Annotated in this window: 23 protein-coding genes; 14 read left to right on the top strand and 9 right to left on the bottom strand. The window is 66.7% G+C overall.

Annotation, left to right across the window (positions count from 1 at the left end):
- The first annotated feature begins 41 nt into the window (after window positions 1–41).
- Complete coding sequence (locus tag AB4Y98_RS17690) at window positions 42–545, top strand: hypothetical protein (RefSeq protein WP_312787218.1); 504 nt, start codon at window positions 42–44, stop codon at window positions 543–545.
- Between the two features lie 46 nt (window positions 546–591).
- A complete protein-coding gene (locus tag AB4Y98_RS17685; RefSeq protein WP_442244807.1) occupies window positions 592–1,635 on the top strand; it encodes a suppressor of fused domain protein in 1,044 nt (347 codons plus the stop codon).
- A gap of 65 nt (window positions 1,636–1,700) precedes the next feature.
- On the opposite strand, the gene AB4Y98_RS17680 is transcribed toward AB4Y98_RS17685, so the two are convergent.
- The 5 genes from AB4Y98_RS17680 to AB4Y98_RS17660 form a co-directional block, all read right to left on the bottom strand.
- Window positions 1,701–2,312 (bottom strand): glutathione S-transferase N-terminal domain-containing protein, encoded by a 612-nt coding sequence (locus AB4Y98_RS17680; RefSeq protein WP_442244806.1) that lies wholly within the window; start codon window positions 2,310–2,312, stop codon window positions 1,701–1,703.
- An 86-nt stretch (window positions 2,313–2,398) separates the two neighbouring features.
- On the bottom strand, window positions 2,399–2,857 hold the full coding sequence (locus tag AB4Y98_RS17675; RefSeq protein ID WP_025878087.1) for a cell wall hydrolase: 459 nt from the start codon (window positions 2,855–2,857) through the stop codon (window positions 2,399–2,401).
- 299 nt (window positions 2,858–3,156) lie between these two features.
- On the bottom strand, window positions 3,157–5,187 hold the full coding sequence (locus AB4Y98_RS17670; protein ID WP_442244805.1) for an FAD-dependent oxidoreductase: 2,031 nt from the start codon (window positions 5,185–5,187) through the stop codon (window positions 3,157–3,159).
- A 106-nt stretch (window positions 5,188–5,293) separates the two neighbouring features.
- A complete protein-coding gene (gene yczE / locus AB4Y98_RS17665; protein WP_100435861.1) occupies window positions 5,294–5,923 on the bottom strand; it encodes a membrane protein YczE in 630 nt (209 codons plus the stop codon).
- Between the two features lie 103 nt (window positions 5,924–6,026).
- On the bottom strand, window positions 6,027–7,046 hold the full coding sequence (locus tag AB4Y98_RS17660) for a zinc-binding alcohol dehydrogenase family protein (protein WP_312787553.1): 1,020 nt from the start codon (window positions 7,044–7,046) through the stop codon (window positions 6,027–6,029).
- A gap of 358 nt (window positions 7,047–7,404) precedes the next feature.
- Between AB4Y98_RS17660 and AB4Y98_RS17655 the strand changes: the two genes are divergently transcribed.
- The 4 genes from AB4Y98_RS17655 to AB4Y98_RS17640 all read left to right on the top strand — a co-directional run bounded on the left by AB4Y98_RS17655 (window position 7,405) and on the right by AB4Y98_RS17640 (window position 10,475).
- Window positions 7,405–8,496 carry an OmpA family protein gene (locus AB4Y98_RS17655; protein ID WP_025878092.1) on the top strand — a complete coding sequence of 364 codons (1,092 nt, stop codon included), beginning with the start codon at window positions 7,405–7,407 and terminating at the stop codon, window positions 8,494–8,496.
- 219 nt (window positions 8,497–8,715) lie between these two features.
- Window positions 8,716–9,222 carry a hypothetical protein gene (locus tag AB4Y98_RS17650; RefSeq protein WP_100551657.1) on the top strand — a complete coding sequence of 169 codons (507 nt, stop codon included), beginning with the start codon at window positions 8,716–8,718 and terminating at the stop codon, window positions 9,220–9,222.
- 20 nt (window positions 9,223–9,242) lie between these two features.
- Window positions 9,243–10,052, top strand: a complete 810-nt coding sequence (locus AB4Y98_RS17645) for a pseudouridine synthase (protein ID WP_363730061.1) — start codon at window positions 9,243–9,245, stop codon at window positions 10,050–10,052.
- Window positions 10,053–10,136: 84 nt separating this feature from the next.
- On the top strand, window positions 10,137–10,475 hold the full coding sequence (locus AB4Y98_RS17640) for a hypothetical protein (RefSeq protein WP_088101157.1): 339 nt from the start codon (window positions 10,137–10,139) through the stop codon (window positions 10,473–10,475).
- 123 nt (window positions 10,476–10,598) lie between these two features.
- On the opposite strand, the gene kbl is transcribed toward AB4Y98_RS17640, so the two are convergent.
- On the bottom strand, window positions 10,599–11,804 hold the full coding sequence (gene kbl, locus AB4Y98_RS17635) for a glycine C-acetyltransferase (protein ID WP_154879464.1): 1,206 nt from the start codon (window positions 11,802–11,804) through the stop codon (window positions 10,599–10,601).
- A 210-nt stretch (window positions 11,805–12,014) separates the two neighbouring features.
- Here kbl and AB4Y98_RS17630 point away from each other — a divergent pair, with 210 nt between their 5' ends.
- Window positions 12,015–12,707 carry a TorF family putative porin gene (locus AB4Y98_RS17630; protein WP_032977413.1) on the top strand — a complete coding sequence of 231 codons (693 nt, stop codon included), beginning with the start codon at window positions 12,015–12,017 and terminating at the stop codon, window positions 12,705–12,707.
- Window positions 12,708–12,903: 196 nt separating this feature from the next.
- Here the strand turns inward: AB4Y98_RS17630 and tdh are convergent, their stop codons facing one another.
- Complete coding sequence (gene tdh, locus AB4Y98_RS17625) at window positions 12,904–13,926, bottom strand: L-threonine 3-dehydrogenase (protein WP_032952044.1); 1,023 nt, start codon at window positions 13,924–13,926, stop codon at window positions 12,904–12,906.
- A 397-nt stretch (window positions 13,927–14,323) separates the two neighbouring features.
- Here tdh and AB4Y98_RS17620 point away from each other — a divergent pair, with 397 nt between their 5' ends.
- Window positions 14,324–16,486: a S46 family peptidase gene (locus AB4Y98_RS17620; RefSeq protein ID WP_442244804.1), complete on the top strand. Its 2,163-nt coding sequence runs from the start codon at window positions 14,324–14,326 to the stop codon at window positions 16,484–16,486.
- 126 nt (window positions 16,487–16,612) lie between these two features.
- Here AB4Y98_RS17620 and AB4Y98_RS17615 read toward each other — a convergent pair whose 3' ends face one another.
- A complete protein-coding gene (locus AB4Y98_RS17615; RefSeq protein ID WP_205406360.1) occupies window positions 16,613–17,269 on the bottom strand; it encodes a hypothetical protein in 657 nt (218 codons plus the stop codon).
- Between the two features lie 193 nt (window positions 17,270–17,462).
- Between AB4Y98_RS17615 and AB4Y98_RS17610 the strand changes: the two genes are divergently transcribed.
- The 6 genes from AB4Y98_RS17610 (at window position 17,463) to AB4Y98_RS17585 (ending at window position 23,698) form a co-directional block, all read left to right on the top strand.
- Entirely contained in the window at window positions 17,463–18,107 is a 645-nt protein-coding gene (locus AB4Y98_RS17610) for a histidine phosphatase family protein (protein WP_312786814.1), read from the top strand.
- 42 nt (window positions 18,108–18,149) lie between these two features.
- On the top strand, window positions 18,150–19,421 hold the full coding sequence (folC, locus tag AB4Y98_RS17605) for a bifunctional tetrahydrofolate synthase/dihydrofolate synthase (RefSeq protein ID WP_394195926.1): 1,272 nt from the start codon (window positions 18,150–18,152) through the stop codon (window positions 19,419–19,421).
- An 81-nt stretch (window positions 19,422–19,502) separates the two neighbouring features.
- Entirely contained in the window at window positions 19,503–20,540 is a 1,038-nt protein-coding gene (locus tag AB4Y98_RS17600; RefSeq protein ID WP_127564804.1) for an SPOR domain-containing protein, read from the top strand.
- 46 nt (window positions 20,541–20,586) lie between these two features.
- Window positions 20,587–21,366: a CvpA family protein gene (locus AB4Y98_RS17595; RefSeq protein WP_442244803.1), complete on the top strand. Its 780-nt coding sequence runs from the start codon at window positions 20,587–20,589 to the stop codon at window positions 21,364–21,366.
- Window positions 21,367–21,396: 30 nt separating this feature from the next.
- On the top strand, window positions 21,397–22,863 hold the full coding sequence (gene purF, locus AB4Y98_RS17590) for an amidophosphoribosyltransferase (protein WP_025878104.1): 1,467 nt from the start codon (window positions 21,397–21,399) through the stop codon (window positions 22,861–22,863).
- Between the two features lie 10 nt (window positions 22,864–22,873).
- Window positions 22,874–23,698, top strand: coding sequence for a ferritin-like domain-containing protein (locus AB4Y98_RS17585; protein ID WP_442244802.1), 825 nt, complete (start codon window positions 22,874–22,876; stop codon window positions 23,696–23,698).
- A 93-nt stretch (window positions 23,699–23,791) separates the two neighbouring features.
- Here AB4Y98_RS17585 and AB4Y98_RS17580 read toward each other — a convergent pair whose 3' ends face one another.
- Window positions 23,792–25,258 carry a DUF2235 domain-containing protein gene (locus AB4Y98_RS17580; protein WP_312109287.1) on the bottom strand — a complete coding sequence of 489 codons (1,467 nt, stop codon included), beginning with the start codon at window positions 25,256–25,258 and terminating at the stop codon, window positions 23,792–23,794.
- Window positions 25,259–25,435 lie beyond the last annotated feature (177 nt).

The raw sequence follows: 25,435 nt of genomic DNA, 5'->3' as shown, positions 1-25,435 counted from the left end.
CAAGGGCGCGCATGCGTATCGCATCGTGGGAAGGGGGAGCTATGGCACTGCTGCATGCCAAGACGGCCGCTGGCCGCCAGGAGATCGAAGATCGTGCCCGGCGCCTGCCGGCGGCGCTGCGTTCGATCCTGTTGATGGTTGACGGCCAGCGCGATGAAAGCGAACTGCGCGGCTTGTTCGAAGGACTGCGCGCACCGCAGGATGCGTTGGAGCAATTGGCCGCACTCGGCCTGATCGAAGTGGTCGGCGGCAGGGCCGAACCTGCGGCACAGCGCGGGCTGTGCAGCGGCCGCGAGCACGATCCGGCGCTGTACCAGCAGTTGTACGACGCGATGAGCGATGCCGTGCGCCGCCATCTCGGCCTGAAAGGCTACTTCATGCAGTTGAAGATCGAGCGCTGTACCGACGCGGTCACCCTGGAAAAGCTGTGCCCGGAAATGATCGCCGCGATCGGCAAGGCGCGCAGCCCGGCGCTGGCACAGCGCTGGTGGCAGGAGATCCAGGTATCGCTGGCACCGGTCACCGCCGAGGTCGTGCCCGGCTGACACGCGGGGTAAAGTGGTCCGCTCTTTTTCCGCCCAGGAGCCCCGCATGCAGGACGACACCGATACACCCGGTTGGGATGCGATCAATGCCGCGCTGGCGCCGCTGTACGCCGGCCAGGAGCCGCGTCACTTCGGTACCGCGTTGCCGTACACGCTGGGTGGCCAGGATCCGCTCGACGGCATCAGCGTGTACTGGGCGGAGGCACCGGTTCCGCATTGGCACTACGTCACCTACGGCCTGTCGGAACTGTATGCAAAAGAGAGCAGCGATGCGGCCACCAGTGGCTACGGCTTCGAGCTGACGTTCCGCCTGGCTGCCGACAAGGGTGAGCATGCGGACAGCACACCGCCTGCGTGGCCGATGAACCTGCTGCAGAATCTGGCGCGCTATGTGTTCAGCAGCGGCAATGTGTTCGAGGATGGGCATCACCTCAACGCCAACGGCCCGATCGCGCTGGAGACCGATACCCGTCTCTGCCATCTGGCGTTCATTGCCGATCTGCAGTTGCCCGCGCGCGATACCGCAAATGGGCAGCTGCAGTTCCTGCAGGTGGTGGGGCTGACCGATGAGGAAATGGGCGCGATCAAGCGCTGGTCCACGCGCGGTGTGCTGCAGGTGCTCGAGCCGGCGATGTCGTTGTGGATCACCGATCTGCATCGCGGCAACCTGCTGGATGATCCGGCGCTGGCCGCGCAGGTGCAGGCCGGCAGCGAGCGTGAGGGATCCAGTACAGGCATGTTGTTCATCGAGACGCTGGACTGGCGGCAGACGGCCGGCATCACCACGCTGGTGCTGGGGGCAGGGCAGGTCGGCAGCGTGGGTGAACTGCTGCCACTGCGCCTGCGCCACGGCAAGGCACTGACGCTGGTCAGCCGCGAACGGCAATGGGAGTTCATGCCTGCCACCGATGGCGCCGCCGCGGTGGAGAGCGACAACGTGCGCTGGCTACTGGACGACGCGGCGTTGCAGGCCTGGCAGGACGTGCGGCCGGAACGCGGAACCTACACGGTGTCGAGCACGTTGCAGGTTGAAGTGGTGCCGACGTTCCTGCGCGATGCGAAGGGCGAAGTGATCCGCGAAATCGGCTGACAGCGTCGATGGAGCCGATGGGGTCAGAGCCGTTCGCGATGCGAACGGCTCCGACCCCGGTTCCATCAGGCCAGGCCTTCGGCCTTCAGCGCCGCCTGCACGCCCGGATCGGCGTCCATGCGCGCCTTGTAGGCGGCGAGGTTGTCCAGGCCCGACAGGTCGACCTTGGTGCCGGCCGCCCAGCGCAGGGTGATGTAGAAGTAGGGATCGGCGAAGCTGCGGAAGCCGGCCAGCCACGGCTTGTCGGCCAGCTGCCTGTCGGCGGTCTCGAACAGGGCGCGCAGGCGCTTGTGCGCCGCGGCGCGGATCGCGTCGTACTGGCCTTCATCGGCGATGAACTTGCCCGGCGCGAACAGCGGCGAGAACGCCGGGTGCACGTCGGAGTTGACGAAGGCCAGCCAGCGGGTGGCTTCAGCGCGCTGGCGCGGGCTGCCATCGCCACCGAGACCGGCCTGCGGGTAGCTGTCGGCGATGTAGCCCATGATCGCCGCGTTCTGCACCAGCACGAAGTCGCCATCGACGATCGCCGGTACCGCGCCGGCCGGATTGATCTTGAGGAATTCCGGACCCTTCAGGGTGTCCTTGTTCAGCAGTTCGACCTCGAACGGCTGGCCGGTCCACTGCAGGGCGATGTGGTCGGCGGTGGAACAGGCACCGGGCTTGCTGTACAGCTTCATGGGAACTCCAGGCGGGGTGTGGCGGGAAACCACCACTATCCCAGAGCCCAGCCGCACGCGGCAACGCTGCCACCGGCAACGGATCGTTACGACTGCCGGGGCTTGAGGTTCTGCACTTTGTAGAAGGTGTGATCGCCGATGGTGGCCACCTGATAGGCGTTGCGCCAGTTCGGGCTGGCGATGGCCAGCGCAGCGAAGTGGCTGGCGCCAGGCACGATCTCGCGGCGCTCGCCGGCTGGCAGCGCCCAGTTGCGCTCGGCGTCGAAGGCCACGTCCATCGCCTCACTCCACGCCGCATCGTTGCCCAGCTGGGTGCCGGGGGAGACGATGGTGGGGGCGAACTGCTTGCGCGCGGTCACCACCTGGCACATCGAGTCGCCCCACAGGCCACTGTCGAGGCGACGCAGGGCGACCTCGGCCACCGCCTGCTGCCCACGCAGGGTCTGGTCGCGGGCTTCCAGGTAAACGGTGGTGCTCAAACACAATGAATCAGCGGCCGGCTGCGGCAGCAACTGCGACAGCCAGAGAATCCAGGCCAGTTTCATATAACTCCTTGCTCCGTGTGGGACGCACCTGGCGGTTCCGGCAGCGCAGGCTGCTGGAGGCGGGGTACGACTTGGCGTCATGGGGAGGCGGCCATCGGGGCTGCCCCGTGGGCGGCCCCAAGAACACGATCGTGGATCGATCGGCGGGGTCCGCACCGGCTCACCGGAAACTGGCTGGTGAGCAGAAAGTTGGCGCAAGGTAGGGGGGCATTGCCGAACGCATCCTGAATCGTCCGGCTTGACATTCAGCTTGGGGGCCGGTGACGGAAATTACATTCCGGCCCCCATTCAGGTGTTCATCAGAGCGTGGCGGCGAGCCGGCTGCCCTGATCGATCGCACGTTTTGCATCGAGTTCGGCGGCCACGTCTGCACCACCGATCAGGTGTGCGGTGATGCCCGCGGCCTGCAGTTCGGCCTGCAGCGCGCGCTGCGGTTCCTGCCCGGCACAGATCACCACGTGGTCAACCGGCAGCAGCTGTTCGGTGCCGTCCACGCGGATGCGCAGGCCCGCATCGTCCACGCCCAGGTACTCGACACCGCCCAGCATGCGCACGCCCTTGGCCTTCAGCGTGGCGCGGTGGATCCAGCCGGTGGTCTTGCCCAGGCGGGCACCGGGCTTGCCGGCACTGCGCTGCAGCAGCCACAGCCTGCGCGGCGACGCCTCCACGGCCGGGCGGGCCAGTGCACCGCGGGCCTCGAAGGTGGCATCCACGCCCCATTCGGCCATCCAGCGTTGCGGGTCCAGCGATGGCGAGGGGCCGTCATGGGCAAGGAACTCGCCGACATCGAAGCCGATGCCACCGGCGCCGATGATGGCGGCGCTGGCACCCACCTCGACCCGGCCCAGCAGCACGTCCAGGTAGTTGACCACCTTGGCGTGGTCGGCACCGGGGAAGTCGACCTTGCGCGGCAGGATGCCGGTGGCCAGTACGACCTCGTCGAAGCCGGCCAGGCTGGCCGCGTCGGCACGGGTGCCCAGGCGCAGCTGCACGCCGGTCTCGCCCAGTTTGTGGCGGAAGTAGCGCAGGGTCTCGTGGAACTCTTCCTTGCCGGGAATGCGCTTGGCCACGTTGAACTGGCCACCGATCTCCTCGCTGGCGTCGAACAGGGTGACCTGGTGGCCGCGTTCGGCAGCGACCGTAGCGCAGGCCAGGCCGGCCGGGCCGGCGCCGACCACGGCCACCCGCTTCGGTGCGGTGGTCGGGGTGTAGACCAGCTCGGTCTCGTGGGCGGCACGCGGGTTGACCAGGCAACTGGCCAGCTTGTTTTCGAACACGTGGTCCAGGCAGGCCTGGTTGCAGGCGATGCAGGTGTTGATGGCCTCGGCACGGCCGGCGCGGGCCTTGTTCGGCCACTGCGGGTCGGCCAGCAGCGGACGGGCCAGCGACACCATGTCGGCACCGCCATCGGCGAGGATGCGTTCGGCCACCTCGGGCATGTTGATGCGGTTGGTCGCCACCAGCGGCAACGACACGTGCGGCTTGAGCTTGGCGGTGACCGCGGCGAATGCGCCACGCGGTACCGACGTGGCAATGGTCGGAATGCGCGCTTCATGCCAGCCGATGCCGGAATTGAGGATCGTCGCACCGGCGGCCTCGATGGCCTGGGCCTGCTGCACGATCTCTTCCCAGTTGCTGCCGTCTTCGACCAGGTCGACCAGCGACAGGCGGTAGATGATGATGAAATCCGGGCCGCAGGCTTCGCGGATGCGGCGCACGATCTCCACCGCGAAGCGCATGCGCTGTGCGGCATCACCGCCCCAGCGGTCATCGCGCTTGTTGGTGCGCGGGGCGATGAACTCGTTGATGAGGTAACCCTCCGAGCCCATCACTTCCACGCCGTCGTAGCCGGCTTCGCGGGCCAGCTTCGCGCTGCGTGCATAGTCGGCGATGTGCCGCTCGACGCCGCTGGCCGACAAGGCGCGCGGGGTGAACGGATTGATCGGCGCCTTCAGCTTCGACGGCGCTACCGACAGCGGGTGATAGGCGTAGCGCCCGGCATGCAGCAGCTGCAGGCAGATCTTCGCGCCGTGCTGGTGCGCGGCGGCGGTCAACTGCCGATGCGGGCGCACTTCCCAAGGCCAGGACAGCTTGCCGCCGAACGGCTTGAGCCAGCCGACCACGTTCGGCGCGAAACCACCGGTGACGATCAGGCCGACGCCACCTTCGGCGCGCTCTGCGAAGTAGGCGGCCAGGCGCGGGAAGTCGCGTGCGCGGTCCTCCAGGCCGGTGTGCATCGAGCCCATCAGCACCCGGTTGCGCAGCTGGGTGAAGCCCAGGTCCAGCGGGGCGAACAGGTGGGGGTAGGCGCTTTCGTTGGCTGGCGACATGTCGATACGCTTGCGTACGGAAGCGCGAAGGGTGCCGCGAAACGGCTCCCGGGGCAAGGGCTGCCTCGCTCGGTAGCGCCGGGCCATGCCCGGCCTACCGGTCAGCTCAGGGCGATTGCGGTTGCCGGCCAGCGGCCGGCACTACCGGTGTGCGGCCGATCCCGAACCAGCCAAGCGTGACCCCGCACAACGGTCCGATCAGCAACGCGAAGGCGAGCGTGCCGACGCCGACATTGCCGCCCAGCCACCACCCCAGCAGCAGCACGCTGCCTTCAATCAGGCTGCGCACCTTCCAGATCGGCCAGCCGGTGCGCGCGTGCAGTCCAGTCATCAGGCCATCGCGCGGGCCAGGGCCGAGCTTGGCGCCGATGTACAGGCCGGTGGCCAGCGCCACCAGCAGCATGCCGGCGCAGAACATCGCCACCTGCCAGCCGAGACCGACGGCCGGGGGCAGCAGCCACAGTCCGAACTGGGCCGAAGGGCCGATCAGCATCACGTTGAGCACGGTACCGACACCGGGCTTCTGCCGCAGCGGCCACCACAGCAGCAGTACCAGCGCGCCGATCACGTTGGTGGCCAGGCCGAACGACAACGGGGTCTGTGCAGCAATGCCCTGCGACAGCACATCCCACGGCGCGACACCGATGGCGGCGCGGATCATCAGCGAGGCGCCGAAGCCATAAAGGAACAGGCCGATGATMAGTTGCAGCAGGCGCAGGGGCAGGGCGGTGGGCATGACGGGCTCGGGGGGGGGGGCTGTTTCCACCCTATCCCCGAAACAGGCCGTTCAATAGATACAGATGCCGGCCAATCCACTGCGACAGGCTGTGGGTGGTGAATCAGTCGTCCCAGCCGGCCAGCGCCAGCTTGCCGATGGTGCGGCCGTCGGCCAGACGTTGATGCGCGGCATCCAGGTTGGCCGCAGTGATCGGGCCCAGCACTTCGCTCAACGTGCCGCGCAACTGGCCCGCGTCGATCATGCTGGCGGCGCGGTTGAGGATGCGGTGCTGCTCAATGCGGTCGGCGGTGGCAAAGCGCGCGCGGGCGAACATGAATTCCCAATGGATGCCGATGCACTTGGCCTTGTAGGGATCGCCGATGCGCAGCGGGCCGCGGGGTTCCACGATCAGGCCTACATGTCCCTGTGGTGCCAGCAGCTGGCCCAGTTCGTCCCAGTAGTGATCGGTGTCGGCCAGGTTGAGTGCCACCTGCACTTCGTCGATGCCAAGCGCCTGCAGCTGCGGCAACAGGGGCTGGCGATGGTCGATGACATGCTGGGCGCCCATCCGCCGGCACCAGTCGATCGAGGCTTCACGCGAGGCCGTGGCAATGACCTCAAATCCCGCGTGGTGGGCCAGCTGGATTGCCATCGAGCCGACGCCGCCTGCACCGCCGATCACCAGCAGGCGCTGGCCGGCGTGGCGGCGATCGTCAAGCTGCAGGGGCATGCGCTGGAACAGCAGTTCCCAGGCAGTGAGGGTGGTCAGCGGCAGCGCGGCTGCTTCGGCGAAATCGAGGGTAGTCGGTTTGCGTGCCACCAGTCGCTCATCCACCAGCTGATACTGCGCATTGCAGCCAGGGCGGGTGACATCTCCTGCGTAGTAGACCTCGTCACCGGAGGCGAACAGGCTGGCCTCCTCGCCCATCGCTTCGACCACCCCTGCCGCGTCCCAGCCGAGAATGCGCGGGGTTTCCAGCGACGCGGCTGACGTACCTGCACGCAGCTTCCCATCCACGGGATTGACGGAAAGTGCTTCGACACGGATCAGCAGGTCACGGCCACGCGGCGGCGACGGCGGCGGCAACACCAGATCGCGCAGGGCAGGGGCGGATTCACGGCACAGGGCGACGGCTTTCATTGCAGCTCCAGCTCGGTTCCTGTCTGCATCATAAGGTTCCTCACCTCGATGGGCGCGCGCTGAACCGCTTTGGGATAACCCGCGCCAAATCTGACGCATCTGGCCGTTAAACCCTTCCAAACCCTTGTGGTGCGTGGGTCTTGCGGATTTTCATCATCCTGTATAGGGTTTCAACGTCGGACCGGTGGCCGGTCGTGCGCGGCGCTTCACATGTTACGGGACTGTTAACATGACCTTCACCCGCCTGAGCATAATGTTCGCGGCGGTGGCGTGCTGAATCGGCTGTCTGAACATCGACGCAGTAGTGCTGGCCCATGCCTCTACCGGTTTCATACCCCCGAAATAGGAGCTGTACTCAATGAACAAGAAGATCCTTACTGCCGCGCTGCTGGGCGGTCTGGCTTTCGCCCAGGCTGCGTCGGCGCAGGAGTTCGATGACCGCTGGTACCTGACCGGTTCGGCCGGCTTCAACTTCCAGGACAACGACCGCCTGACCAACGACGCTCCGTTCGTGACCCTGGGTCTGGGCAAGTTCATCAGCCCGAACTGGTCGCTGGATGGTGAGCTGAACTACCAGAACCCGAACTTCGACGCCAACCAGGATCAGAACTGGTCGCAGTACGGCGTGTCGTTCGATCTGCGTCGCCACTTCATCAAGGAAGGCCGCGGCTGGAACCCCTACATCGTGGGCGGCCTGGGCTACCAGAAGTCGGAAGAAGAGTACCCGGCTCTGGACACCAACGGTCCGCGTGAGCGCAAGGACGGCAACCTGGCTGCCAAGCTCGGCGTCGGCCTGCAGACCACCTTCGACAAGCGCGTTGCTGTCCGCGCCGAAGTGGCCTACCGCGCTGACTTCGACGACCAGAGCATCGCCGCGCGCGACGAAAGCTGGTTCGGCGACGTGCTGGCTTCGGTCGGCGTCGTGATCCCGCTGGGCCCGGCCCCGGTGGCTGCTGCTCCGGCTCCGGCTCCGGTTGCCCCGAGCTGCGCCGACCTGGATGACGACGGTGACGGCGTCAACAACTGCGACGACAAGTGCCCGAACTCGCAGCCGGGTCAGACCATCGGTCCGGACGGTTGCCCGGTGCCGGTCTCGATCGACCTGAAGGGCGTGAACTTCGACTTCGACAAGTCGAACCTGCGTCCGGACGCTGTGGCCATCCTGAGCGAAGCCACCGAGATCCTGAAGCGTTACCCGGATCTGCGCGTTGAAGTTGCCGGTCACACCGACTCGAAGGGTACCGACGCTTACAACCAGAAGCTGTCGGAGCGTCGTGCTACCGCGGTGTACAACTACCTGACCAAGAACGGCGTCGACGCTGGCCGTCTGGCCGGTCCGATCGGCTACGGCGAGAGCCGTCCGATTGCGCCGAACACCAACCCGGATGGTTCGGACAATCCGGAAGGTCGCGCCAAGAACCGTCGTACCGAGCTGAACGTCCAGAACTAAGTTCTGACGCTCTGCCAGTAAGACACAGCAGGACCCGGCTTCGGCCGGGTCTTGTTGTTTGTGCGGTCCGGAATGATGAATCGGCGTCGCCAGAGGTGACCGTTCGTCGGTAATTTGCTTATGAAACCAATGAGTTGCCGTATTCATTGAAAGTGGCGCTTGAAAGATGACGTGGCATTGCTAAACTCGCCGCGTCACTTCCTTCCGTGGATGCCCCTCATGCTGCGCTCTGCATCGGCTGCCGTTCTGGCGCTGGCCCTGGTTCCCGCCGCTCACGCTGCGGTCGATTGCTCGGTCAACACCAGCGCTTCGCCGCTGCCGTTGCCGGCCACCGCCATCGCCCCGGTGGCTGATGAGCTGTATATCCGCAGCAGCCAGCTGGGCATGTCCAGTGGCGTGCTGGGCAGCAGCTACGATCCGTCGCAGTCGCTGGACCAGGTGCTGCAGCGGTTGCGCATCGATGGCTGCCAGAACATCGCCAAGGCGATTCCGAGCGCGCCGGCGGTGAAGCCGAATGATCCGGCCGCGTACAAGCCGCAGACCGAATTCGACAACACGCCGTGGCGCTTCGACATGAGCCAGAACGGCAAGCGCATGACCGCCGAAGAGTTCGACGCCTGGATGAAGGCGCGCGGCGTGCGCGTGGTCAAGGCGCGTCCAGTTCCGGCAGCCACCCCGGCCGCAGCCGAAGTGCCGGCTGAGACCAAGCCGGTCGACAAGAAGTAAGCGCGGCGGGGAGCAGAGGCTTGCGCACGCGCCGCCCACCTGCTGCCCCCGCTGCCCGCTCCCACGTTGCGCGTGGGCGTGCGAATCCCCCTGCGGTTTCCGCTGGCGTGCGCCATGGCCTGGCGCGCGTGTTGTCCAAGGCGGGTGTGTGCTCGCGCAGCGAGGCCGCGCGCTGGATCGCCGATGGCCGCGTTCGTGTCGCCGGGCGCATCGTCCGTGATCCGGAATTCCCGATTGCCAGCCCGGCGCCGCCGATCGAGGTCGACGGCCAGCCGATGGGCGCACCGCAACGCCTGTACGTGATGCTCAACAAGCCGCGCGGGGTGGTCACTACCGTGCAGGACGAGCGCGGCCGCGACACCGTGTACCGCTGCTTCGATGGCGCCGGCCTGCCGTGGATCGCGCCGGTCGGTCGCCTGGACAAGGCCAGTGAAGGCCTGTTGCTGTTCAGCAACGATCCGCAGTGGGCTGCGCGCCTGACTGATCCGGAGACCGGCCTGCAGAAGACCTACCACGTGCAGGTGGATCGCCTGCCCGACGAGGACACCCTGGCCGCGCTGCGCGCCGGTGTCGAAGACGAGGGCGAGTTCCTGCTTGCCCTGGCCGTGCGCGTGCTGCGTAGCGGCGACAAGACCGCCTGGCTGGAGGTGGTCCTCGACGAGGGCCGCAACCGCCATATCCGTCGCCTGCTGGCGGCCTTCGACCTGCAGGTGCTGCGCCTGGTCCGGGTTGCGATCGGAGAGCTCACGCTCGGCGATCTCGGCAAGGGCCAGTGGCGGGCGCTGGAGGTCAGCGATCAGCAGCGGCTGGGGGCCGCTGCACCGGGCTGAGTGATGCCCACGGCCGGCGCTTGCCGGCCACCGTTCCAGGCGTAGGGGGCGCCTGGTTGTCGAATGTCCAGAACGGAGCCTGCCATGTATCACCCGACCCTCAAGCAAACCCTGCGCTGCGCCAGCCTGTTGTTGCCGATCGTGCTGTTGACGGCCTGCGGTGGCCACAAGAAGGCGGCCAAGGCTGATCGCCCGGCCGAAACCCCGGTGGTTGAAGTAAAGACCCCGGAGCTGGATGGCCGCGGCAGCTATCGTTTCATGATGAGCAACGGCGACCAGAAGATGACCGCCGACCAGTTCGATGCCTGGATGAAAGCCAATGGCATCCGCGTTGCCAAGGGCAACGGGCAGGATGCTGCCGCCAAGCCGGTGGTGGTCGCCAGCAAGGACGAGCCCAAGGACAAGAAGAAAAAGAAGAAATAAGGCCTGGCAGGTGCCGACCTTGGTCGGCACGCCCTGATGGGTAGCGCCGGGCCCGTGCCCGGCGAGCGCATGGCGCGGCTATCGGGAAACCGCCGGGCATGGCCCGGCGTTATCCGTGGGTGATCAGCCCTTGATCACGCCCAGCTCGACGCCGATGCGGGTGAACGCATCGATTGCCCGGTCCAGATGCTCGCGGCTGTGCGCTGCGCTGATCTGGGTGCGGATGCGCGCCTGGCCCTTGGGCACCACCGGGAAGAAGAAGCCGATCGCATAGATGCCTTCTTCCAGCAGCCGCTCGGCGAATTTCTGCGCCAGCGGTGCGTCGTACAGCATCACCGGGCTGATCGGATGCACGCCGGGCTTCACGTCAAAGCCGGCAGCGGTCATCTTCTCGCGGAAGTAGGTGGTGTTGGCGGCCAGGGTGCTGCGCAGGTCATCGGCCGCGGCCAGCATCTCGAACGCCTTGATGCCGGCGGCGACCACGTGCGGCGGCAGCGAGTTGGAGAACAGGTACGGGCGCGAGCGCTGGCGCAGCAGCTCGATCACTTCGGCGCTGGCGCAGGTGAAGCCACCCAGCGCGCCGCCCATGGCCTTGCCCAGGGTGCCGGTGATGATGTCGATCTTCTCCAGCACGCCCTTGACCTCGGCCGAGCCGCGGCCCGTCGCGCCGAGGAAGCCGGTGGCATGGCATTCGTCGATGTGCACCAGCGCGTTGTACTTCTTCGCCAGCGCGGTGATCTCGTCCAGCGGCGCGATGAAGCCGTCCATCGAGAACACGCCGTCGGTGGTGATCAGCTTGGTCTTGCAGCCGGCCGCATCGGCGGCCTGCAGCTGCGCTTCCAGGTCGGCCATGTCGCAGTTGGCGTAGCGGAAGCGCTTGGCCTTGCACAGGCGCACGCCGTCGATGATCGAGGCATGGTTCAGTGCATCGGAAATGATCGCGTCGTTCTCGCCCAGCAGCGGTTCAAACAGGCCGCCGTTGGCGTCGAAGCAGGCCGCGTACAGGATGGTGTCCTGCTTGCCGAAGAAGTCGGCGATCTGCTTCTCCAGCTGCTTGTGCAGGTCCTGGGTGCCGCAGATGAAGCGCACCGATGCCATGCCGAAACCGTGGGTATCCAGCGCGTCCTTCGCGGCCTGGATCAGGTCGGGATGGTCGGCCAGGCCGAGGTAGTTGTTGGCACAGAAATTCAGCACCTTGCGGCCGTCTTCCAGGGTGATCTCGGCGGACTGGGGGCTGGTGATGATCCGCTCGGACTTAAACAGGCCCTGGGCGCGGATGGCGTCCAGTTCCTCAGCATAGTGGCGGGTCAGGGCGGAGGAGTCGGTCATGGCGTGGGCACGGCTCAGCACGGGAAACCACTGATTCTACCGGGCATCGATGGCTGCGGACCGGGCCGGATGGGGCGCCGCCATGGCCGGCACATGTTGCATCGCAATAGCAAACGGGTTAAAAATTCGTGAACCGGGGCTGTCTGGCTCCGGTCGCTGCGCCCGCTGCAGATCCCGCCTTCCACGCCACCGACCCCACCGGAGACGCCCATGAAGCACGCCCGTGCCTGCCTCGCCATTGCCGCCGCCCTGACCCTCGCGCCGTTCGCCGCCAGCGCCCAGGACAACGAATCTCCGTACAGCTGGAACGTCACCGCCGTCTCGGACTACCTGTTCCGTGGTGTGTCGCAGACCGATGAGGATCCGACCCTGCAGGCCGGCTTCACCTACACCAGCCCGGTCGGCCTGTATGCCGGCGTCTGGGGCTCGGGCGTCGACTTCGGTCCGGGCGATCCGAAGACCGAGGTCGACTACCTGATCGGCTACGGCGTGGACGTCACCGAGCGCGTCAACTTCGACGTGCTGCTGAACCGCTACACCTACCTCAAGGCCAGCCACCAGAACTACAACGAGCTGATCACCACCACCACGCTGGACGACACCTACAAGCTGACGGTGGCCTACAGCAACGATGTGTGGAACAGCAGCACCGACGGCTGGTACTTCGGCCTGGGTGGCAGCTGGGGTCTGCCGAAGGACTTCACGCTCAACGCCAACGTCGGTCGCAGCACCTTCGAGGACGGTATCGCCAAGGACTACACCGACTGGAACGTCGGCGTCGCCCGCCAGTTCGGCCTGTTCAATGTCGGCCTGGGGTACTACGGCACCGATGGCAACGGCCGCGACAACTCCGGCAAGCTGGCCCACAGCCGGGTGATGCTGAGCGTGGCCGTAGGCAAGTAACGCCGCAGGCGTTACGGTAGTGCCGGCCGCTGGCCGGCAACACCAAAGGAAAAGGCGCCCAATGGGCGCCTTTTTCAATTCCTGCCGCGTTCCTGACCCCGGCTGGGTGAGAGCCCCCTTGTTGTTCAAGGGGGCGCGCCGCAGGCGCGGGGATAAGGAAACCTGCGCGGATTCAACGTGGCGAAGCCACGATGAATCAATTCCAGCTGAGGACCACCTTGCCGGCCTTGCCTTCTTCCATCAGGTCGAAGCCCTTCTGGAAGTCGTCGATCGGCAGCTGGTGGGTCATCACCTTGCCAAGCGGGAAGCCGGACAGCACCAGCTGGGTCATCTTGTACCAGGTCTCGTACATCTTGCGGCCGTAGATGCCCTGCACGGTCAGGCCCTTGAAGATGATCTTGTCCCAGTCGCAGCCGGCGCCCTTGGGCATGATGCCGAGCATGGCGATCTTGCCGCCGTGGTACATGCAGTCGAGCATGTCGTTGAACGCGCGCGGATTACCGCTCATTTCCAGGCCCACGTCGAAGCCCTCCATGTGCAGTTCCTTCATCACGTCCTTCAGCGACGTGTTGGCGACGTTGACCACGCGGGTGGCGCCCATGTCGGCGGCCAGCTTCAGGCGGAAGTCGTTGACGTCGGTCACCACCACGTTGCGTGCACCGATGTGCTTGCAGATGCCCGCGGCGATGATGCCGATCGGACCCGCGCCGGTGATCAGCACGTCCTCGCCGATGACGTTGAATTCCAAGGCGCAGTGCGCGGCATTGCCGTACGGGTCGAAGAAGGCAGCCAGCTCGGAGGGGATCTGGTCGGGGATCGGCCACAGGTTGCTGGCCGGCATCACCATGTATTCGGCGAACGCACCGTTGACGTTGACGCCGATGCCGACGGTGTTCGGGCACAGGTGCGGACGACCGCCGCGGCAGTTGCGGCAGTGGCCGCAGACGATGTGGCCTTCGGCCGACACGCGCTGGCCGATCTCGTAGCCGGTCACGCCCGGGCCGATCTCTGCGATGCGGCCGACGAACTCATGGCCGATGGTCAGGCCCGGCTTGATCGTGCGCTGGCTCCATTCGTCCCACAGGTAGATGTGCAGGTCGGTGCCGCAGATCGCGGTCTTTTCCAGCTTGATCAGGACCTGGTTGGGGCCCGGGGTCGGCACCGGAACCTCTTCCATCCAGATGCCCTTGGCCGCTTCGCGCTTGACCAGGGCCTTCATCGTTTGCTGCGCCATCGGGGTGGAACTCATCAGGGGGAAAGCGCGGATTATAGGGCGCCACGCGGATTTCCCATGTTGCGCTGCGGGTGCAGTGGTGGAACGAAAGCAGTGCGCAGGCGGGCGTTTCGAACGTACTGCAAATAGCAGCGCCTTCCTGATTCGGAGGGAGGGGCGTGGTCATCCTGGCCGGGACACGCAAAAGCCCCTCCATGGTGCTCGATGGCGCCATCCTTGGCGCCAATGGTCCCGGCCAGGGTGACCACGCCCTCTCTGGACGGTTCCCGTGCGCGCGGCCGACCTGCGCGCGGTGGAGCGAGGTGGGCCCATGACTTCCGGGGTTCGGGGCGGGGCAGGGTGGCGGGCTACAATCGAGGGTTCCACTACCAGGGGCCGCTCCATGCGCTCGAACCTGCTTGCATTCTCCGTCGTCGCCAGCCTTGGGCTGGTCCAGGTCGCCCATGCCGCTGAAGGCATGTGGGTGCCGCAGCAGCTGCCGGAAATCGCCGGCCCGCTGCAGAAGGCCGGCTTGAAGCTGTCCCCGGAACAGCTGGCCAACCTGACCGGCGACCCGATGGGCGCGGTGGTCGCGCTGGGCGGCTGCACCGCCAGCTTCGTCTCCCCGCAGGGCCTGGTGGTCACCAACCACCACTGTGCCTACGGTGCGATCCAGCTGAATTCGACCGCGCAGAAGAACCTGATCAAGGACGGCTTCAACGCGCCCAAGCTCAGCGACGAACTGAGTGCCGGCCCGAACGCCCGCGTGTTCGTGCTCGACCAGATCACCGACGTCACCGCCCAGGCCAAGGCGGCCATCGCCGGCGCCGGCAAGGATCCGCTGGCCCGCAGCCGCGCGCTGGATGCCTTCGACAAGGCCCAGGTCGCCGCCTGTGAAGCCGATGCCGGCTTCCGCTGCCGCCTGTACAGCTTCTCCGGCGGCAACACCTACCGCCTGTTCCGCAACATGGAAATCAAGGACGTGCGCCTGGTCTACGCGCCCCCGGGCAGCGTCGGCAAGTTCGGCGGCGATGTCGACAACTGGATGTGGCCGCGCCACACCGGCGATTTCTCGTTCTACCGTGCCTACGTCGGCAAGGACGGCAAGCCGGCGGCGTTCTCGGCCGACAACGTGCCGTACCAGCCCAAGCACTTCCTGAAGTTCGCCGATACGCCCCTGGGCGCCGACGACTTCGTGATGGTGGCCGGCTACCCGGGCCGCACCAACCGTTACGCGCTGGCCGGTGAGTTCAACGAGACCGCCAGCTTCACCTACCCGACCATCGCCAAGCACTACAACGCGGTGCTGAAGATGATCGCCGACGCCGGCAAGGCCGACGCCGACGTCAAGGTGAAGTACGCCGCCACCGCCGCCAGCATGAACAACGTGGCCAAGAACTACCTGGGCCAGCTGGAAGGCTTCAAGCGCATCGACGCCGCCGGCCAGAAGCAGGCCGAAGAAGCCGCCGTGCTGGCCTGGCTGAAGAAGCAGGGCGCTGCCGGCAAGCCGGCGCTGGCTGCGCACGCGCAGCTGCTGCAGCACCTGGACACCAGCAAGTCGACCCGCGAGCGCGACCTGTTCGTCGGCCAGTTCAACAACACCTCGGCCGTTGGCGCGGCGATCACCCTGTACCGCCTGTCGATCGAGCGCAGCAAGCCCGACGCCGAGCGCGAAGCGGGTTACCAGGACCGTGACCTGACCACCATCGAAGGCAGCCTGAAGCAGATGGATCGCCGCTACGTGGCGAAGATGGACCAGCAGCTGCAGACCTACTGGCTGGACCAGTACGTGGCCCTGCCGGCCGCGCAGCGCGACAACGAAGTGCTGAACACGTGGCTGGCCGGCAGCGATGCCGCTGCGGTGAAGTCGCTGGTGGCCAAGCTGGGCGGCACCGAGCTGGGCAGCCTGGACAACCGCCTGACGTGGTTCAAGGCCGACCGCGCTGCGTTTGAAGCCAGCAATGATCCGGCCATCCAGTACGCGGTGGCGGTCATGCCGGCGCTGCTGAAGCAGGAAGAGCAGAAGAAGATCCGCGAAGGCGAATCGCTGACCGCGCGTCCGCTGTACCTGCAGGCCGTGGCCGACTACAAGAAGAGCCAGGGCGAGTTCGTCTACCCGGACGCCAACCTGTCGCTGCGCATCACCTTCGGCAACGTCATGGGCTACGGCAAGGACGGCGTGAAGTACACCCCGTTCACCACCCTGGAAGGTGTTGCGGCGAAGGAAACCGGTGAAGATCCGTTCGACTCGCCGAAGGCGCTGCTGGATGCGGTCAAGGCCAAGCGTTATGGCGGCCTGGAAGACAAGCGCATAGGTTCGGTGCCGGTGAACTTCCTGTCCAATCTGGACATCACCGGCGGCAACTCCGGTTCGCCGGTGCTCGATGCCAACGGCAAGCTGGTCGGCCTGGCCTTCGACGGCAACTGGGAATCGGTCAGCTCCAACTGGGTGTTCGACCCGGTGATGACCCGCATGATCGCTGTCGACAGCCGCTACATGCAGTGGATCATGCAGGAAGTGGCGCCGGCGCCGCAGCTGCTGAAGGAACTGAACCTAGCGAAATAAGGTAGTGCCGGCCGCTGGCCGGCAACCCCGGCAGCCACTGCCGGGCGGTGCATCCACGCATGGCGTGGATCTACTGCACTGCTCAAACCCCGCGACGTCTGTCGCGGGGTTTTTTTGTCAGCAGCCCTAAGCGGTTTCCCAGGGAACTGGTCGTCCCATCCCCGACACATCGCTGCCTGCTCCGAGCACTCGACAGTGATTCCAGTAGTCATCTTCCGAGCCTTCGAGGCTGTCGAGATGCAGGCGGACGGATGGGAGAGGCCAGCTGTGCTCCATTGCAGCCAGCGCGATCAGCTGTTCGCATACGTCATCGTCCGGTGCATCCAATCCGGACAACAAGTGCTCGAACGCTTCATAGAACTCTTCCTCGGGATCGTTCAGGGCGGCGATTTCGTCCATTTCAATCGAAATGTACTCATAGGGTGCATCTTCAATCAGCCGCTCAAGCATGCTCACGTAGGGAGCAAGATCACCAATGCCCGCGAATGCCTGGACGATGCCTGCGTGGCGCCGCCGCAAGGTATCGAGCACTTTCTGCTTGGGTGCCGAGGGTGCCCGGCCAATCACAACTTCGCCATCGACTTCGAATTCGGCGCGCTGGAAATCTGCAGGTGTAAAAAGTGCCGGCCACAGTAACGGTATGCAGTAGACATCGTTCGCCAGCGTCTGGACGTCCGAATCGTACTCATCGGCGAAGCTGGGATAGATGCCGGGCAAGGGGCTGGAGCACAGATAGGATCGATTTGACATGGATCGGCCTGCAAAAGCCTCAAGCATGGACATCGGTTGCCGGCGATACCATCAGATTCCTTGCATATTGCGAAGTGTACGCGGCTGTCCGTTTCGAGGTTGTTGGGTGTGCTGTGATCCCGGCCGTCCGGCCCGGTCCGCCGAACAGGTATCATCCCTGTTCCGCGTACTTCACAGGATGTGAACGAAACGCGGAAACCTCCTCCCCCCAGGACCCCTTGCACGCATGCGCATCCTGCTTGCCCGTCACGGCGAAACGCCGTGGAACGCCGAAGGCCGCTACCAAGGCCAGATCGACATCCCGCTTTCGCCCATCGGTGAGGCCCAGGCGCAGGCGCTTGGCGCCCGCCTGGCGTCGGTGGACATCACCCGTGCGGTGGCCTCGCCGCTGTCGCGCGCCCAGCGCACCGCGCAGCTGGCCCTTGGCGCCGCACGCGCCGACATGCTGCTGACCGAGCCGGAACTGCAGGAGATCGCCCACGGTGAGTGGGAAGGTCTGCTGGCCAGCGAAATCAACGAAAAAGATCCGTCGCGCCTGCAGGCCTGGCGCAATGAGCCGGACACCGTGCTGATGCCGGGCGGCGAATCGCTGCGCCTGGTGCTGGAGCGCAGCTGGCGCGGCCTGGCCCGTGCCGCTGAAGGCCTTGGCGAACACGACACGCTGCTGGTGGTCGCCCACGACGCGGTCAACCGGGTGATTCTGTGCAAGGTGCTGGGCCTGCCGCTGTCGCGCCTGTGGACCTTCCGCCAGGCACCGACCACGCTCAACCTGCTGGAAGGCCCCGATCTGGACAGCCTGGAAGTGGTACGCCTGAACGACTGCGCCCACCACACGCCGTTCTTCGGTGAAGCCAAGCACCGCGCACTCTGAATTTCCTGTCCTGAACCACCTGTACCTGTTGGAAGCCTTGCCGTGAAGAACACCCCGACCACTCTGGCCGATTGGCTGGATTACATTGAACGCCAGCACCCGGCCAGCATCGACATGGGGCTGGAGCGCGTGCGCACCGTGGCCACCGCGATGGGCCTGGGCACGCCGGCCAGGCACACCATCGTGGTCGGTGGTACTAACGGCAAGGGTTCCACGGTCGCCTTCATCGAGGCCATCGCGCGTGCTGCGGGCTGGAAGGTCGGCGCGTACACCTCGCCGCACCTGCTGCGCTACAACGAGCGCGTGCGCATCGATGGCCAGGATGTCGATGACGCCGCACTGGTGGCCGCGTTCAACACGGTCGAGGCAGCGCGCGGTGATGTGACGCTGACCTACTTCGAGTACGGAACGCTGGCCGCGCTGCAGCTGTTCGCCGATGCCGATCTTGATCTGGCCGTGCTGGAAGTGGGTCTCGGCGGCCGCCTGGATGCGGTCAACATCGTCGACGCCGACGTGGCGGTGATCACCACCGTGGACATCGATCACGCCGAATGGCTGGGCGAGGACCGCGAGGCCATCGGTGCCGAGAAGGCCGGCATCATCCGCGGCTGGAAGCCGGTGATCCTGGGCGAGACCGATCCGCCGTCGAGCGTGCTGGCGCGCGCCTACCTGGTGGGTGCCAATGCGATCCGCGGCGGCAGCGACTATTTCTACGAACCGATCGACGCGCAGCGTTGGCGCTGGCGCGATGTCGGCACCCGCCTGGAGCTGCCGACGCCGACGCTGGCCGGGCCGATCCAGCTGGCCAACGCCGGTGCGGCGATCGCGGCGCTGCGCGCGCTGGACAGGCCGGTGCCGCGCGCGGCATGGGCCGCAGGCGTGGCAGCGGCGCGCATCGCCGGGCGCCTGCAGGCGTTCGAGCGCGATGGCGTGCAGGTTCGCGTCGATGTCGGCCACAACCCGCAGGCAGCCGGCCAGCTGGCGCGCGCGCTGAAGGCCGAGGCATCCCCCGGGCGCACCCTGGCGGTATACGCCGCGCTGCAGGACAAGGACGCCGTGGGCGTGGTGCAGGCCTTGCAGGAGGTGGTGAGCGACTGGACCTTGGCTGGGCTGGATGGCGCGCGTGGGCAGAGTGCGGGGGAACTGCTGGCACGGCTGGAAGATACCGCGGCAGCCACTGCGGCGCTGGCCGGCACGGTCGAACAGGCGATGGCGCAGGTGCTGGCCCGCGCCGAGCGCGGCGACCGGGTGCTGGTATTCGGTTCCTTCCATACCGCCGCCGCTGCGCTGCAATGGCTGCAGGCCCACGCCTGACCGCCGTTCAGCCATTACCGACGCCGTGCGGTCGCGCACCCGTATAATCGACCGCAACGTCCAGCCTGCCGCCTGCCCTACGTGGATACGCCCCTGAAACAGCGTCTGATTGGTGCCATCGTCCTGGTGGCCTTGGCCGTCATTTTCCTGCCGATGCTCGTCAAGGGCCCGGCCCCGGACAGCGGTGTCGCTTCTGTGCCGATCGCCGCGCCCGATGCGCCGGCCGATGGCCAGTTTGAAACCCGTGAACTGCCGCTGGTCGCACCGGCCGGTGGCGCCACCGGGTTGCAGAGTGGCCAGGCCCGTCCCGTCGAGGAGGCCGCCGCCCCGGCGACACCGCCGACCGTGGACACCTCGCCAGCCGTCGCCGCCGGTAATTACGCGGTGACCTTCGGCGCCTACGGCAGCCAGGCCGACGCCGATGCGGTGATCGCCTACCTCAAGCGTTCGCAGCTTCCGGGCTTCATCGAGACCGCATCGATCAACGGTCGCCCGGCCTGGCGCGTGCGCGTTGGGCCGTATGCCGACCGTGCCCAGGCCGAAGCGGCCCGGCTGCAGGCGGTGAAGGTACGTGCCGACGTGAAGGCAGAAGTCATCACGCTCGATGCGAAGCCCTCGACCAGCGCACCGGTGGCAAGCACGCCGACGCCCGCGCCGAGCGCCAGTACTCCCGTCGCGGCGGCCACGCCGTCGGCCACCGGCAACCCGGTGCGCAGTGAAAGCCTGCCGCCGAGTACGCCGACCGCAGCAGCGCCGCCGGCCGCCAAGCCGGAGCCGGCCAAGCCGGTGGCCAAGCCGGAACCGAAGCCCGAGCCCAAGCCGGAAGCGACCGCCAGCAAGCCGGCCACGCCGCCGAGCACGCCGGCCGCACCGGCCGCCAGCGGAGTGGGTTTTGCCGTACAGCTCGGCGCATTCGGCCAGGCCAACGATGCCAACGCCCTGCGCGACAAGGTCCGCGCGGCAGGCTTCAGCGCCTTCGTCGAGCAGGTGCGTACCGAAAAGGGCAGCCTGCACCGTGTCCGTGTCGGGCCGGTCGCCAACCGCGCCGATGCTGAACAGTTGAAGGCGCAGGTCGCCGCCAAGGTCGGCGTGGCCGGCATGGTGCGACCGCACCCATGACCTGTACGCAGCCCCGTTGCCAGCGCCGCCGAAGGAGCGGGGCGCCATGATCGACGTGGTGCTGCTGATCGTGATCGCCGCCTCCACCCTGCTTGGGTTGCTGCGCGGCTTCGTGGGCATCGTCATCGGCACCGTTTCGTGGCTGGTTGCCGCCTGGGCGGCCTTCGCCTTCGGCAATGACGCCGCACGCTGGTGGGCCGCACCGGCTGCGCCCGGCGGCGAGCATTTCATCGGCGGCTACCTCAGCGTCGGCATCGGCGTGATGGTCGTGGTCGCCGTGATCGGCATGGTCATCAAGGCCATCGTCCACCGCAACATGCTGGGCAGTCTGGACCGCCTGCTGGGCGGGGTCCTCGGCGCCGTGCGTGGGGGCCTTATCGCGGCCGTGCTGCTGTTACTGGCCGGCTTCACCCCGCTTACCGCCGAACCCTCTTGGCGCGGCTCGGCGCTGCGCCCGGTGCTGAACCCGGCCGTGGCCTGGATGAACAGCAAGCTGCCGCAGTGGCAGGTGCCGGGCACCGACCTGCTGCCCAAGGCCTTGCCGATGGACGCGCTGTCCCCATCTGCGTTGATGGAGCTGGGCAAGAGCGCCGGCGCCGGAGTGGGCAAGCCGGGGGCGACAGGCGATAATGGCGTACTCGGTCAGATAGTGGCGGGCAACGGATGGCTGCGGCCTGCGAAGGCGGAACAGGGCGAGGCATACGATCCGGCCGAAGTGCGCCCGGACGCCCCAGCACTACCGGGCAGCATCGAGCCGGACGACCCGGCCAATGTCGACCGCAGACGCGGCGACAACTCTGGCCAGGTACGGCCACCTTCCTTGTAACTGGGCACAGCCCAGCGGAGACCTCGCATCATGTGTGGCATCGTCGGAATCGTCGGCAACCAGAACGTCGCCGGGCAGTTGTATGACGGCTTGACCGTCCTCCAGCATCGCGGCCAGGACGCGGCGGGCATCGCCACCGTCAACGGCAGCCGCCTGCGGGTGCAGAAGGCCACCGGCCTGGTCCGCGATGTCTTCGATGCACGCACCATGTCCACCCTGGAAGGCAGCGTCGGCATCGCCCACGTGCGCTATCCGACCGCCGGTTCGGAGGGCATGGACGAGGCGCAGCCGTTCTACGTCAATTCGCCGTACGGCATCGCGCTGGCCCACAACGGCAACCTGATCAACACCGAGGACCTGCGCCAGCAGGTGTTCGAGCAGGACCGCCGCAACGTCAATACCGATTCGGACAGCGAAGTGCTGTTGAACGTGTTCGCCTACGAACTGGAACAGCAGCGCCAGCTCAGCCCGGAAGCCGCCATCCGCGCGGTTGCCGGCGTGCACCGCCGCTGCAAGGGCGGCTATGCGGTGGTCAGCGTGGTGCTGGGCCTGGGCCTGGTCGCTTTCCGCGATCCGCACGGCATCCGCCCGCTGGTGCTGGGCAAGCGCAGCCATGCCGAGGGTGACGAATACATCGTTGCCTCCGAGTCGGCCGCGCTGGACGTGCTGGGCTTCCAGCGCGTGCGTGACGTGCAGCCGGGCGAAGCGCTGGTGATCACCGCGCGCGGCGAGCTGTTCTCGGAAATCTGCGCCGAGCCGGCCGAACACACTCCGTGCATCTTCGAGTACGTGTATTTCGCACGCCCCGATTCGATGATCGACAACGTGTCGGTGCACAAGGCGCGCATGCGCATGGGCATCAAGCTGGGCGAGAAGATCCTGCGCCTGCGCCCGGACCATGACATCGACACCATCATCCCGATCCCGGATACCTCGCGCGACGCCGCGCTGGAGATCTCCAACGTGCTCGGGGTGAAGTACCGCGAAGGCTTCATCAAGAACCGTTACATCGGCCGCACGTTCATCATGCCGGGCCAGGGCGAACGGGTGAAGTCGGTGCGCCGCAAGCTCAACCCGATCCACCTGGAATTCCGCAACCGCGTGGTGCTGCTGGTGGACGACTCGATCGTGCGCGGCACCACCAGCCAGCAGATCGTGCAGATGGCGCGTGACGCCGGCGCACGCAAGGTCTACCTGGCCAGCGCCGCGCCGCCGGTGCGTTACCCGAACATCTACGGCATCGACATGCCGGCCGCTGAAGAGCTGGTCGCGCACAACCGCAGCATCGAGGAAATCGAAGCGCACCTGGGCTGCGACTGGCTGATCTACCAGGACATCGAAGACATGGAAGCGGCGGTGAGCGAAGGCAATCCGGCGCTGCGCAACTTCGATTCCTCGTGCTTCAACGGCCATTACCCGACGGGCATCGAGCCGGGCTACTTCGAGCGCATCCAGCAGCTGCGTTCGGACGACGCCAAGCACAAGCGCCGCGCCTGAGGTCCAGGCGGTGATCGACGTGCCTGACGTTGGCGGCAATCTGCTGCGCGCCGCGCAGCAGTGCCTGGCCGAAGCCGATCCGCTGCGCAAGGTTGCACTGACCCAGGCCTACGCCAGCGCGTTCCGCGCCGGCCGCTTGAAGGTGCCGGCAGATGCGCCGGAAGCCGACCCGATCCGCATGCCGGGTCGGCCGCTGCGGTTGGTGATGGTGCATCCACGCGAAGTGCCCCGGCGTGGATTGGGCGGGGTGGAAGGACGTGCGGCGTTCATCCATGCCATTGCCCATATCGAGCTCAATGCGATCGACCTGGCCTGGGACGCGGTGTATCGCTTCCGCGGTCTGCCGGCGGCGTTCCATGCCGACTGGGTGAGCTGCGCCGACGACGAATCGCGCCACTTCATGCTGCTGCGTGAACGCCTGCTGGCACACGGCCATGAGTACGCCGATTTCCCTGCGCACAACGGCCTGTGGGAAATGTGCGAGAAGACCGCACACGACGGCCTGGCGCGCATGGCGCTGGTGCCGCGCGTGCTGGAAGCGCGCGGGCTGGACGTGACCCCGGGCATGATCGACAAGCTGCGCAACGTCGGCGATGGCGAAACCGCCGACGTGCTGGAGGTGATCCTGCGCGAGGAGGTTGCACATGTTGCTGCCGGTTCGCGCTGGTTCCGCTGGTACTGCGAGCGCGCCGGCGTCGAGCCACGAGCGCGTTTCAAGGAACTGCTGGTCGAGTATGCCGGTGGCTACCTGCACGGGCCGTTCAATATCGAGGCCCGCCTGCTGGCCGGGTTCGATGCGGATGAGCTCGCCAACCTGGTCGAACAGGCGGGTTGACCGGCGTCGGCCGGTCCACATCCACGCCATACGCGCTTGCAGTAGATCCACGCCATGCGTGGATGACGTTCACCCGTTCACCCGTTCACCCGTTCACCCGTTCGGCAACACCACGCGTCTGCCATCCACCGTCGGCCGGTTGATGTAGAACAGCCCCGGCCCGGGGCGATACGGCAGCTCGCTGACACCGGCGTCGGCGGTGTAGGTCAGGGCGGTATCGCCCAGCGCATCGAAATTCCAGTGGGCGGACTGCATCAGGTAACGGCGGCGCAGCAACGCTTCCTGCGTCGGGGTCAACGGCTGGCCGGCAATCAGGCGGCGCGCGACCGGCTGCAGCGCGCTGGGCAGTTCCCAACCCGCCACCTCGGCGGCGTCTGCGGTCCAGGTCACGCCGGCAGCGATGGCGTGCTTCTGCATCACCTGCAGCGCCACCAGCTGGTAGCGCCAATCGATGCGCCGGTGCAGCACCACCGCAGCGGTGACGTACAGCACCGGCGACATCAGCACGCTGCGGCTGCCCGCGCGTCGCTGCTGCTGCCACTGGTGCCAGACATCGACCCACACTTCCTTCGGGTTCAACCCCAGCTGCTGCCGCCAGCGTTCGGCGTCGGCCTGTGCTTCAGCGTATGCGGTGGTCGACTGCAGCAGCGCCAGTGGCGGTGTCTGGTAGTCCTCCACGCCGGGCCGGCGCAGCTGCTGCCGCCGCGGCCGGCTGAGCAGCTTGGGCCCTTCTTCCACCTGGTCGTAGCCACCACCGATGTTGGCGTGCACGCCGGGTAGTGCGATTTCGCGATGTGCTGGTGCCACCGTGGTCAGCGCATAGTGCTGGCGATGCTCATCGCGCGCACTGAGCTGCAGCACGGCCTCGGCGATGCCCGCGGGCAGGGCGATACGGGGGTGTTCGTCGGCGCGGCCGCCGTTGACGGCGACCACCGTGTCGAACAGGCCGATGAAGCGCAGTACCGGCCGTGGCAGGGCGAAATCGGCGCTGCATGAAAGCCCCGCCTGCTGCAGCAGCTGCCGCCAGCGCGCGCCGTCCCATCCGCGCAGATGGTTGGCCACATCACGCGCGGAGGCCGCGCCGCGCGAGTAGCCGAACAGATCCAGCTGCACGCTGTGCAGGGGCGCGCGCCACTGCGTCGCAAGAGCCGACAGTGCCGCCGGCAGCAGCACCTGCAACGCACGCTGCACCTTCGCCTGCACGCCACTGGCGCCGATACCGAAGGCCAGGCCGATCAGATCGTCCTCGGCATCATCGCGGGTGCCGACGCCTTCCACGTAGATCGCCAGCGAAGGTGTACTGCCGGGCGTGCGCCGGCTGTCCGGATACAACTGGTGCAGGCGCGCGATGTTGGTGGTGCCGTTGTCGTAGCTGCTGGTCAGCCGGCTCTGGTAGGTCGAATCGTCATCGGCGCGGAGCAGGGCAGGGCGCGGTCGTGGTACCTGCCGGTGACCCTGCGCCAGGTTGTGCGCGTTGTTGCGGGTGCCGTCGAAGAACAGGCCGATCCGCAGCAGGCCCGGATCAGCCGTCGTGTCACCGCTGTGCTGCGCTGGCGCCATGTGCATCCCCTGTCGTGGCCACGTCACGGTAGCGCGAAAGCCGTGTGTTGGCGAAGTGTACTGACGCTTTTGACCTGACTGAACGCAGATGCGGTCGATCACAGATCGCGATTTCCATTCCTCTCGTCTATTGAATTCACACGCCCTGCGCAGGCCTGATGGCCGGACCCGGCACCC

Source organism: Stenotrophomonas sp. 2YAF26 (assembly GCF_052114625.1).
Taxonomy (GTDB): Bacteria; Pseudomonadota; Gammaproteobacteria; order Xanthomonadales; family Xanthomonadaceae; genus Stenotrophomonas; species Stenotrophomonas indicatrix.
The sequence above is the reverse complement of the archived record's forward strand: the minus strand, read 5'-3'. Positions and strand labels throughout refer to the sequence as shown.